Genomic DNA, 11,514 nt, shown 5'->3' with positions numbered 1-11,514 from the left:
ATTAGATCTTCTTCCGTTAGAAAAAACTCCCTAGTCAATCACAGCAAAAGCTTAAAACTTTCTTTGGTAACTAGTAATTAAAAATATCTTGACAAATAATGTTATGTATGCATTGAAGAAGCGGAGGCTCTCTAATGCCAATCACAGCAAGAGATTCAAGTTTTATAAAAAATCAATAAATAAGGTATTGACAAATAGTGTTCTATATGAAGTGGTGACGACAGAACTCTGTATGCCAAAAAAAAAGTAAAGAATTGTATACAATAAGTGCTGATCAAAAAAAAAGTCTGGTAATCTAATTATGGTGGATGTGTTAATTGAATAAATTGACAGCCACTAAACTGTTAACCGTAAAGGATGATTCGATATGCAAAATCAAGAATCCAATACTCAAGTCAAACCATTCTTCGCTCAATTCCTAGAAGAGCAACAAGCCGCTCCTGACCAATCTCAAGATACTCATGGTCAGCAAACCCTGAAGTATCCTTCTGATTATGAAGAAGTTGAAACCCAGAAGTATCCTTCTGATTGGGAAGAAGGTTAATAAGGAAGATTAAGAGGTTCTTTTGAAGAATTGTAACCTTTAATAAAGGACTCAAGAATCTATAGACAGTGGTCGTGTTTATAAAAAAAATACGACCACTGAATTTGATTAAAAGTCTAAAAATATAACGATTGCGCTTTCCCAATGGAAAAGAAAAAGTTTTATGTCTTCGTCCGGTGACTTAATTTTATTACTTACCCACAGTGGTGACTTTTTCACAATAGATAGAGTAGCAGAAGCCTTGTCAAAAAAAGGGGCGCGACCATTTCGCTTCGACACAGATAAGTTTCCCTTAGAGGTGCAACTCAGGGCACAGTTTGATCAATCCCAGAGCAGCTATAGGCTGAAATATGGCGCTGAAGTGATCAGTAGCGAGGACGTAAAAGCAGTTTGGATGCGCCGTATATGGCAACCTAACCTAGGTGAAAATCTTGATCCCCAGTTCCAAGAAAGTTGTATCCGGGAATCATTAGCAACATTATCAGGACTTTGGGATAGTCTCAGAGGAGTGCGATGGATTGATGATTTAGCAAAAGCCGGAGCTGCTAACAATAAGCAGCGGCAATTGCGGGTAGCCTCTGAGGTGGGTCTTGTGATTCCTAAGACTTTAATCACCAATGATCCAGAAGCTGTAAGGGAGTTTTTCCAACAAGTGAAGGGGAAAATGGTAACAAAGCTGTTAACAGCTTTGTCCTACAGTATGGAATATACTCCTTTTTTCCTTTATACCAGTATTGTTAAAGAAGAGGATTTGCTGGATGCAGAATCCCTGCGCTATTGTCCGATGGTGTTTCAAGAGCAAATTCCTAAGCAGTTGGAACTGCGAGTGATATTTGTTCAGGGCAAGGTATTTGTAGGAGCGTTAGATTCGTCTATTTATGAAAAATCAACAGTTGATTGGCGTCAACCTAATGCTGAAGTAGGGGCATGGCAACACTATGAGCTGCCTGATGAAATTGTAGATCGAATAAGAGCTTTGATGGATTACTTTGGCTTACTTTATGGAGCCTTGGATTTTATCGTGACACCATCGGGAGACTATGTGTTTTTAGAAGTTAATCCCGGAGGGGAATGGGGAATGTTAGAACGAGATTTGGAACTCCCCATTTCTAATGCGATCGCAGAAGCTCTGATTTCCTAGAAGCTATAGACCCGGTGGGTGGAACGGGCATCTTGCCCGTTACAATTCCCAGGCACACTATCCCAACCCTGGCTACGAGGCAAAAAATCAGAGGCTATAGACCCGGTGGTGCGTTACGGGGCGCACTATCCCAACCCTGGCTACGAGGCAAAAAATCAGAGGCTTTCCGCCCCTAACGCACCCTACGCAACTTTTGCCTTTTGCCTTTTGCCTTAAAAAGCATTAACACCGAACATCGAACACATCCCTAGACATGACAGTATTAATCATTACATTTAGCCAAGACAACGAGAGTATTCCTCTAGTTATCAAAGCGATTGAAGCTCAAGGAGGAAAAGCATTTCGTTTTGATACCGATAGATATCCTACCGAAGTGCAGCTAGATATTTACGAGGGCAATTCTCAGGGAGTAACTATTACGGATGGGGAACAGAAGCTAGATTTGAGTGAAGTCTCTTCGGTTTGGTATCGACGGATGCGCTATGGGAAAAAAATTCCCGACACCATGGATAAGCAGTATCTAAACGCTGCAATTAAGGAATGTCGCGTCACGGTTAGGGGTATGATTGCCAGCATCAAGGCATTCCACTTCGATAAAATGTCTAATGTTGATGTCGCTAACAATAAGCAACTACAGCTCCAAGTGGCACGAGAGGTTGGCTTGATTACGCCCCGTACCCTGAGTAGCAACAATCCAGAGGCAGTGAAGCAATTTGCCTCTGAATGTCAAGACCAGGGTATCATTACCAAAATGCTATCTTCCTTTGCTATATATGGGGAGCAAGGGCAAGAGCAGGTTGTTTTCACAAACCCAGTCACAGCAGAGGATTTAGAGCATGTGGCAGGACTGCGTTTCTGTCCGATGACCTTTCAGGAAAAAGTGCCCAAGGCTCTAGAATTACGAACCACGATCGTGGGACACCGTATATTTACTGCTGCCGTGGATTCCCAGAGCTTAGAAGGCTCTACTTTCGACTGGCGCAAGGAAGGCCGAGCGTTAGTTAAATCTTGGAAAGCCTATGATTTACCCGAAGATATTGAAAAAAAGTTGCTCAAACTGATGGCTTATTTTGGTTTAAACTATGGAGCCATTGATATTATTCTTACCCCTGATGGTCGGTATGTATTCCTGGAAGTTAACCCGGTTGGGGAATTTTTCTGGTTGGAGACGTTTTCCCCCCATTTCCCCATTTCTCAAGCTATTGCTGAAATTCTCCTCACCCATGGGTCAAAATGAAAACTGATCAAATCCCTCAAGTTACTAATGATGAAGCAGAAAAGTTACAAGAAGAATTAGATAATAATCTAGAAAAATCAGAAGAAAAGCTTGATAATGTTCAAGATAAAGATACAGATAAGAATACAGATAATGAAATAGAGAAAGTACCGGAAGAACTAGAGACGCATTTATACCGGCGTCTATTTGACTATGGTTGGCAGCATAAAGCACCATTTTTATTCGCGATCGCATTAACTATCTGTGCTTCATTTATCAACTTCTTTATTCCCCAGGTTAATCGCTATGTTATAGATGTAGTTATTCCCGAAAAACAATTTAATATGCTGCCTTGGGTAGGAGTAATTATCCTATCTATGACCTTAGCAGCTGGTGGTTTGCTCTTTTTTCAACTCTATGCAGTCAAAGTATTCGGACAAAAAACCATTGAGAGCATTCGCCTAGATTTATATCAACATATTCAAGGTCTATCCATTAGTTTTTTTGAAGGCCAACGCACCGGCGAATTAATGTCACGGTTGGCAAGGGATGTGGAGATAGTCGGGGAATTACTGTCTGCTAATTTAATTGCTATATTAATCGATAGTTTTGCGTTTATTGTCGTTTTCATTTATATCCTTGTCAGTAACTGGCTGCTGGCAATCATGATTGCCCTTACCTGGCCTTTAATCATTTATATTTTACAATTTTCTCAGAAAAGACTACAAAAAATCTATCAATCGGTTAACGATCAAGCTGACTTAATTAGTAATCACTTACAAGATACTATCTCGAATATCAAAATTATTAAGTCTTTTGGTAACGAGCAGTATGAAATTAACCGATTTACTGAATTTAGTCGTAACTATCGGGAAGAAAATCTTAAGGCAACTCGGTTTTGGTCTATATTCGTACCGATTATTAATACTCTTAATGAACTCGGAAATTTACTGACATTAGTTTTCGGTGCTTGGGGAGTGATGGTTAGCCATCTGACTATTGGGGAATTAGCAGCCCTGTTAACCTATGTCACTCTTTTAAATAAACCTATTAATCGGTTTAATGGATTAGTCAATATTATCCAAAGATCAGGAGTATCAGCCAAAAGAATTTTTCAGATTTTAGATACCAAAATAGAGGTTAAAGAGAAGGAAAATGCGATTAACTTGACTTCGATACAGGGCAATCTCAAATTTGAAGGGATGGAGTTTGCTTATCACAACAATCAGTCAGTGATCAGAAACTTCAATTTAGACATTCAACCGGGCATGTCAGTGGCTTTAGTCGGTTCTTCTGGTGCAGGAAAAAGTACCATTGCTAAAATAGCCGCTCGGTTTTACGATCCCCAAAAGGGACGAGTATTACTTGATGGACATGATCTACAAGATATTAGTTTAAGTTCCTTGCGATCGCATATTGGCATCGTGCCCCAAGAAACCTTACTGCTCTACGGCACAGTAAAAGAAAACATAGCTTACGGTAAGCTAGATGCCACAGATCAGGAAATTGAAGCAGCAGCAAAAGCTGCCAATGCCCATGATTTTATTATCGGTTTCCCTGATGGTTATCAATCCATTATTGGTGAGCAGGGTGTGAAACTATCAGGAGGACAGCGACAACGGATTGCGATCGCCCGAGTTTTGCTCAAAAATCCCCAAATTGTTATTTTAGATGAAGCCACCTCTGCTCTAGATTCTGAATCAGAACAACTGATTCAAGAGTCTATTAAACAGCTTTTTAAAGGACGCACTAGCTTAGTGATTGCTCATCGATTGTCTACTATTGCTGATGTTGATTTAATTGTAGTTCTGGAAAAAGGTGAGATTGTGGAAACTGGAACCCATACGGAATTAATTGCTCAAGGTGGAAGGTATGCTTATCTCTATGAACTGCAATTTGTGAAGTCAGGAAATTAAGTACGAAAACTGCAAAAAGGGTGACCGGGTGTACGGTAGCTGTGTGGAAGACAATGTTACCTACCCGTTCATAAATGGTATAATTGTGATACCCGATTAAGCTTTAATAGCTATGAGTTCTATCCAGATTACGATACCGGATGAGCGTTTGCAACAACTCCAAGACATTGCAGCTAACCTGAATGTTTCGATAGAAGAGTTAGTGTTGATGAGTGTTGAGCAATATTTAACTCAGTCAGAACTGTCTTTTCATGATGCTACAGCATACGTTTTGGATAAAAATTCAGAACTTTATCGCCGATTAGCTTAATGGGTTATCTCACAATAGCGTGAAGTTTTAGAACTTTACTACCGGATTATTCACCCCACCAGCGCTGGGACTTTACTTCCATAAACACCTTCAGTAGCGTGGGCCTAGCGAATTAGCTGACTGCTGACTGCTGATAGCTGACTGCTGATAGCTGAATTATTACTATGATAGTTATGCTCCTAGAGACGATATCACACTACTCTAATCAATGCCCACGCTGTTGAAATTGGCAATAATTGCCGCCCATCTATTGGTTTATCTGGTTGCTGCGGTTAACATCTGGATTTTTTCTTATCGGAGTGAATTCTATACCTCTGTAGTCAAGCTGCGATCGCTACCACTGATCTACTGTGGCTATGCTTGTTTTGCGATCGCTAACTCCTACGAAATGGCTGAACACATCGGGGATGACTGGGTTTATGTGAGCCAAATTTCTGATCTCAATCGGTTATTCTATACCTTCATTACTGCTGGCATGTGCTTGATTGCCCTGGGACTGAAAAAATCCCGCTTTCTGGATGTGATATTGGTTGCCAGCATGGTTGCTGTACCCCTACTTTATGGTGTGCAAGAGGGCAAAGGATTAATGCAGTTGGTGCAATTAGTTCCTTCGATCATTTTTGTATATAACTGGTACGTAGTTATGAGGGACTGGCGAGTTTTTCTATTCCCATTATTCGCAAATCTGATTGCCGTTGGTTTTGGTATGGCTCTGATTATTACCGGAGAGCAGGCGCTTCATCTGTTCGTCGGTTCTCCTTCAGCGATTGGCTTATTAATTCTTGGGCGAGTAGCGTGGGTAAAACCAAAAAGGCATTCCAAGGGATAACTTTAAGATGTTACAGAAAACGATTAAAAAAAACGACTGGTTACTTTACCAATAATTTGTTGAGAATCCACTAAACCAAAAGAGCGGCTATCGGTACTTTCTAATCGGTTGTCTCCTTTAAGGAAACAACGTCCATCTTCGAGCACCAAAGTTACCCGTTTCACTAATCGCAAGTGGTTTTGGTAAGGGTGTCTAGCCACAACAATGTCACCAATCTTGGGCGGAATGTGCTGATAAGCTCTTGGATCAATTAAGATTTCCTCTCCTGGTTTGAACAGGGGAGTCATGGATACTCCTGTAACTCTGAAACGTAACCGTTTTCGCAATATCCAAAGTAGTAGCTCAGGAATACTGTTTTTGATAGAAAGCATTTGAATTAAGAATGTAGAATTAAGAATGTAGAATTAAGAATGTAGAATTAAGAATGTAGAATTAAGAATTAAGAATTAAGAATTAAGAATGTAGAATTAAGAATGTAGAATTAAGAATGTAGAATTAAGAATGTAGAATTAAGAATTAAGAATTAAGAATTCTACACTCTGCCTTCTACACTACTCTGCCTTCTACACTCTGCCTTCTACACTCTGCCTTCTACATCCCACATTCTGCATTCTGCATTCTGCATTCTACATTCTTAATTCACCATTCTGAGGTTTAGCTAGCCTTATACCAGACGATATCGCGATTCTTGGTTGCCCAGAAAATCTTGTGGATAGTCTCTACTGCCTCAAGTAGCTCATTGGCGTGCTCAAGGCTAACTTCCACCTTGCAGGCAGAGCATAACTTTGCGGCTTTCCAGAAGGTATCGTGTAGGTCTGGGAACTGCTCCAAGTGTACTGGCTTGAAATAGTCTGTCCACAGGATCAGTATTTCCTCTTTGGTCTTCTGAGCCTGCTCTTCCTTAATAGCAATGAACCGGGATAGGGTATTTTGGTAAGCAACTACTGCCGTTGGATCATTACTCGCAGGTGGCTCAAGATCAAGGATCTTCTTGGTCATGGAGAGTACTGCCTCAGCGGTGATACGTGCAGCAGCTGGGTCATACACCCCGCAAGGTCCATCGCAGTGAGCATGGACTTCTGGAGCAGGGAACCAGTCTTTGAGCTGGGCAATAACTTTTTTCAACATATTTTTTAGAGTTCGCTTGTGGTCAGAGCACGTGGTAAATATCGGTAAGAGAGGAATAGCCCAGGATAGCCAATGGCTAATCAGGGTTTTTGACAACCGACTAGACCAAGTTAGTTAACTAACTTAGTTAGCCCAATCTATTCCATCCCCCCCCTACCCATAGTAAGTTATAGCAATTTGTGTTCTAAAGCGATAGTGGATTTGAAGATAGGGAGTGGGGAGTGGGGAATCGGGAATCGGGAATCGGGAATCGGGAATCGGGAGTCGGGAGTCGGGAGTCGGGAATCGTGGGAGGTGTGGGAAGATGGCGATATCTCATAGAGTTTTGCGTTCCCGTAGCGGCTCTTTTGGAGCATCGCACTAATTTAAACGGCAACTAATTAATTTAGCGCGAGGGTTTTGCGGACGCACTGACTTCACTGAGTTGTAAAAGCATTAAATGATACCAGATAAATATACAAAATATTAATAAATTTACATTTATTAACATTTTGTGTTACCTTAATTAAAAAATTAGACAAATTTCAAGTTAAATTCATGAATAGTAAAGAGTTAGCGCAATATATAGAAGCTACTGATGGCATCTCCAAACCCTGGTTACTGGTGCAACTGCGTCTGAAGAAACTTCAGGAGCGCCGCGCGACCCTATCATCGGAAGCTTATATCAGAGAACTAGAAGATATTCACCAGGATTTGATGAATTTAGGTCAATGGTGGGTAGGTAGAGAAGACGAAGTGTTCAATCCTTGAGGTTCGTTTAACGATAGAATCTGGATGACTATTCTATCGCTGGGACAAAACAGCCTGATCAGGTGGGTTAACTCTGAGGATCATGGGTAAAGCTAAAAAGAATAAGTCTGAATCTGAACAGACGACATTTGAATTCAAAAATAATACATCTGAATCTCAAAAGACAATATTTGAAGTTAAAAAGAATAATTCTGAATTTAAACAGACAATATTTGAAGTTAAAAAGAATACGTCTGAATCTCAACAGCTCACTATTGAGCTTAATCTGAGTGACACTGACTATTACTTCAATCGAGAACTGAGCTGGTTGGAGTTCAATAACCGAGTATTACATGAAGCAACGGACCCCCGAACGCCTCTGTTAGAGCGTCTGAAGTTCATGGCCATCTTTAGCTCTAACCTGGATGAATTCTTTATGGTGCGGGTGGCTGGTTTAAAACAACAGGTGCTAGCACAAGTTAGTAAACGGACACCCGATGGTCGGACACCTAGTGAACAACTCGATGCGATCAGAGTGCGGCTGTTACCGATGGTAACTCAACAGCATCAACACTGTGAGCAGGAACTGCGACCCCTGCTAGCCAAAGCAGGGATTTACATTCTGGACTACGTGGACTTGAACCAGAAACAGCGGAATTACCTGGAAAACTACTATTCCGAGCAAATTTTTCCAGTTCTGACTCCCCTGGCTGTAGACCCCAGCCATCCTTTTCCTTACATGTCCAATCTCAGCCTGAATCTGGCGGTAGTGGTCAAAGACCCGGAAACGGGAGCAGAATTGTTTGCTCGGGTGAAAGTTCCTAGAGTCTTAAAGCGCTTTGTTCCCCTCCCGGAAAAATTGCAGCAACAACAGAATGGAAAAACGACTAGTTGGACTGGTGTTCCTCTCGAACAAATCATTGCCCATAATTTGGAGTCTCTGTTTCCAGGGATGAAGATTCAGGAGTGTCATCCCTTCCGCATTACCCGCAATGCTGATTTGACAGTAGAGGAGTACGAGGCAGATGACCTGCTGATAGCGATTGAAGAGGAACTACGGAAACGACGGTTTGGACGTTCTGCCGTGCGCATGGAAATTCCTGTGACCACCTCCAAGTTAGTCAGGAAAACCCTGATGCGAGAGCTGGAACTGGAAGAAACCGATGTCTATGAATTCGACGGTCTGTTGGCACTGGGTGACTTGATGTCGTTGATGGCATTGCCACGGCCAGAATTGAAAAACCCTGTGTGGGAACCAGTGGTGCCCCGACGCCTGCGCTTTCCTATCGGGGAAGAGAATGTGGAAGATATCTTCAGCGTGATTCGCAGTAGGGATTTGCTGGTACACCATCCTTATCATTCCTTTAGCGCAACGGTAGAGCGCTTTATTACCCAGGCCGCTCAAGATCCAGATGTTCTAGCCATCAAAATGACCTTATATCGCACATCTGGTGACTCACCAATTATCGATGCCTTGATTAGAGCAGCAGAAAATGGTCAGCAAGTGTCGGTGCTCATAGAACTAAAGGCTCGTTTTGATGAAGAAAATAATATTGTTTGGGCAAGGAAGTTAGAACAGGCTGGAGTTCATGTGATCTATGGTTTGGTGGGTTTAAAAACTCACACTAAAATTGTGCTGGTGGTGCGTCGGGAGGCAGATAAAATTCGTCGGTATGTTCACATTGGGACGGGGAATTATAATTCTAAGACTGCCAAACTATATACTGATTTAGGACTATTGAGTTGCCGTGATGACTTAGGGGCAGATTTGACAGATTTGTTTAATTCTTTGACCGGTTACTCACGGCAAAAGTCTTATCGAAAGTTGTTGGTCGCACCATTTAGTTTACGCGATCGCATGATCGCAATGATTCAGCGGGAGATTGAACATTGCCGCAACGGGGCAACAGGTCGTATTGTTGCCAAAATGAATTCCCTACTAGACCCCAAGATTATTGCCGCCCTCTACAACGCCTCACAAGCTGGTGTAAAAATTGACTTGATTGTGCGGGGAATTTGTGGTCTGCGTCCTGGTCTTAAAGGAGTCAGTGAAAATATCCGTGTGGTGAGTGTCGTGGGTCGTTTTTTAGAACACTCACGGATTTTTTACTTCCAAAATCAGGGTCAAGACGAAGTCTATATTGGCAGTGCGGACTGGATGCGTCGTAATTTGGATCGACGGGTAGAAGCAGTGACACCAGTGGAAGACCCAGAAATTACCAAAGATTTGGAAGAAATCCTGGCAATTATGTTAGCAGATAACCGTCAAGCTTGGGATTTACAGCCTGATGGCACCTATATCCAACGACAGCCAGCTCCAGGGGTTAAAGAAGAATCGGCTCATCAGATTTTGATGGACATGGCGTTGCAATCAGCAGGGATGGGATAGTTGTAGAATTAAGAATGTAGAATTAAGAATGTAGAATGTAGAATGTAGAATGTAGAATGTAGAATGTAGAATTAAGAATGTAGAATTAAGAATGTAGAATGTAGAATTAAGAATGTAGAATTAAGAATGTAGAATGTAGAATGTAGAATTAAGAATGTAGAATTAAGAATGTAGAATTAAGAATGTAGAATTAAGAATGTAGAATTAAGAATGTAGAATTAAGAATGTAGAATTAAGAATGTAGAATGTAGAATTAAGAATTAAGAATTAAAGATTTAGGAGGGAGAATGGTGAATGGTGAATTAAAGATTTAGGAGGGAGAATGTAGGAGGTAAAACTTAGAAGGTAAAATGTAGGATTCTCAATTCTCAATTCTCAATTCTCAATTCTCAATTCTCAATTCTCAATTCTACATTCTCAATTCTACATTCTCAATTCTTCAAGCCAATCTTTTCCATAAACACTGTTGATGATGGCAGAGATGGTATAGCCCACCAGGGCTGATGTTCCTCTAGGGACTCCTGGTCATAGGGACCAGAGGCAACCGCAATCACACGAGCACCAATGGCTTTGCCACAGTGAATGTCATGGGGAGTATCGCCAATGACGTAAGTCTTTTGAGATGGGATCACACCATACTTCTCGGATGCGATCGCTAAAGCTTGTTCGGCAATATCAACTCTAGTTTCAGTTTTATCGGAAAATCCACCACCACTAAAGTAATCAGCCAAGCCATAATAGCTTAATTTTGCCTTTGCTCCTGCTTCGATATTTCCTGTGAGCAACATCGAAACCACATCAGTTCGATCATGCAAAGCATCTAGAATTTCAATTACCCCCTCCAGGACATATCCTTCTCGGCGGGGCAAACTTTGAGGCAAGTAGTTAACGTAGCCTTCCAGCAGTTGATCCACCAATTTCGGTTCTGGGGACAAACCGTACTGCTTTAGAATATTAGCAGCAATTATTGGGTCTGTCATTCCTGCAGTTTCTAGATTTGTCAGTGAAACCGTTTCACCAATTACCTCACTAGCCGCCTCTTCTAGGGCAAATATCCCGGCTCGTTTTGTGGTTAATAAAGTGCTGTCGATGTCCCAAAATAAAACGGTAGTCATTACAATTCTATGGTAATAGAACTTGAGGCAATAGTTGTTATTTAATTACCGTTATTATAACATTTATGTAAGCTATCAGCTATCAGCTATCAGCTATCAGCTATCAGCTATCAGCTATCAGCTATCAGCTATCAGCTATCAGCTATCAGCTATCAGCTATCAGCTATCAGCTATCAGCTATCAGCTATCAGCTATCA

Annotated in this window: 13 protein-coding genes; 9 read left to right on the top strand and 4 right to left on the bottom strand. The window is 41.4% G+C overall.

Annotated features, from left to right (window positions below):
- The first annotated feature begins 367 nt into the window (after window positions 1–367).
- From F6K37_RS20825 to F6K37_RS20795, 7 genes are all read left to right on the top strand, one after another.
- Window positions 368–544 carry a microviridin/marinostatin family tricyclic proteinase inhibitor gene (locus tag F6K37_RS20825; RefSeq protein ID WP_008181876.1) on the top strand — a complete coding sequence of 59 codons (177 nt, stop codon included), beginning with the start codon at window positions 368–370 and terminating at the stop codon, window positions 542–544.
- A gap of 163 nt (window positions 545–707) precedes the next feature.
- Window positions 708–1,685: an MvdC family ATP-grasp ribosomal peptide maturase gene (locus F6K37_RS20820; protein WP_287251850.1), complete on the top strand. Its 978-nt coding sequence runs from the start codon at window positions 708–710 to the stop codon at window positions 1,683–1,685.
- 18 nt (window positions 1,686–1,703) lie between these two features.
- Entirely contained in the window at window positions 1,704–1,901 is a 198-nt protein-coding gene (locus F6K37_RS20815; protein ID WP_287251848.1) for a hypothetical protein, read from the top strand.
- A gap of 37 nt (window positions 1,902–1,938) precedes the next feature.
- Window positions 1,939–2,922: an MvdD family ATP-grasp ribosomal peptide maturase gene (locus tag F6K37_RS20810; RefSeq protein ID WP_287251846.1), complete on the top strand. Its 984-nt coding sequence runs from the start codon at window positions 1,939–1,941 to the stop codon at window positions 2,920–2,922.
- The gene (locus F6K37_RS20805; RefSeq protein ID WP_287251843.1) at window positions 2,919–4,817 is read left to right on the top strand and encodes an ABC transporter ATP-binding protein; all 1,899 of its coding nucleotides are present in this window, start codon (window positions 2,919–2,921) and stop codon (window positions 4,815–4,817) included. Before F6K37_RS20810 ends, F6K37_RS20805 begins: the two co-directional genes overlap by 4 nt.
- A 112-nt stretch (window positions 4,818–4,929) precedes the next feature.
- A complete protein-coding gene (locus tag F6K37_RS20800; RefSeq protein WP_008181880.1) occupies window positions 4,930–5,127 on the top strand; it encodes a hypothetical protein in 198 nt (65 codons plus the stop codon).
- Between the two features lie 208 nt (window positions 5,128–5,335).
- The gene (locus F6K37_RS20795; protein ID WP_008181881.1) at window positions 5,336–5,956 is read left to right on the top strand and encodes a hypothetical protein; all 621 of its coding nucleotides are present in this window, start codon (window positions 5,336–5,338) and stop codon (window positions 5,954–5,956) included.
- 23 nt (window positions 5,957–5,979) lie between these two features.
- Here F6K37_RS20795 and sodX read toward each other — a convergent pair whose 3' ends face one another.
- The 3 genes from sodX to F6K37_RS20780 all read right to left on the bottom strand — a co-directional run bounded on the left by sodX (window position 5,980) and on the right by F6K37_RS20780 (window position 7,440).
- Window positions 5,980–6,327 (bottom strand): nickel-type superoxide dismutase maturation protease, encoded by a 348-nt coding sequence (gene sodX, locus F6K37_RS20790; RefSeq protein WP_287251840.1) that lies wholly within the window; start codon window positions 6,325–6,327, stop codon window positions 5,980–5,982.
- Between the two features lie 283 nt (window positions 6,328–6,610).
- Window positions 6,611–7,084 (bottom strand): superoxide dismutase, Ni, encoded by a 474-nt coding sequence (gene sodN, locus F6K37_RS20785; protein WP_008181886.1) that lies wholly within the window; start codon window positions 7,082–7,084, stop codon window positions 6,611–6,613.
- A 167-nt stretch (window positions 7,085–7,251) separates the two neighbouring features.
- Window positions 7,252–7,440: a hypothetical protein gene (locus F6K37_RS20780; RefSeq protein ID WP_287251835.1), complete on the bottom strand. Its 189-nt coding sequence runs from the start codon at window positions 7,438–7,440 to the stop codon at window positions 7,252–7,254.
- Window positions 7,441–7,621: 181 nt separating this feature from the next.
- Between F6K37_RS20780 and F6K37_RS20775 the strand changes: the two genes are divergently transcribed.
- Entirely contained in the window at window positions 7,622–7,834 is a 213-nt protein-coding gene (locus F6K37_RS20775; protein ID WP_008181887.1) for a hypothetical protein, read from the top strand.
- Between the two features lie 82 nt (window positions 7,835–7,916).
- Complete coding sequence (locus tag F6K37_RS20770; protein ID WP_008181888.1) at window positions 7,917–10,202, top strand: RNA degradosome polyphosphate kinase; 2,286 nt, start codon at window positions 7,917–7,919, stop codon at window positions 10,200–10,202.
- Window positions 10,203–10,633: 431 nt separating this feature from the next.
- On the opposite strand, the gene F6K37_RS20765 is transcribed toward F6K37_RS20770, so the two are convergent.
- Window positions 10,634–11,317, bottom strand: coding sequence for an HAD hydrolase-like protein (locus tag F6K37_RS20765; protein WP_287251832.1), 684 nt, complete (start codon window positions 11,315–11,317; stop codon window positions 10,634–10,636).
- Window positions 11,318–11,514 lie beyond the last annotated feature (197 nt).

Source organism: Moorena sp. SIO4E2 (assembly GCF_010671945.1).
Taxonomy (GTDB): Bacteria; Cyanobacteriota; Cyanobacteriia; order Cyanobacteriales; family Coleofasciculaceae; genus Moorena; species Moorena producens.
This window is presented reverse-complemented; position numbering and strand designations above follow the sequence as displayed.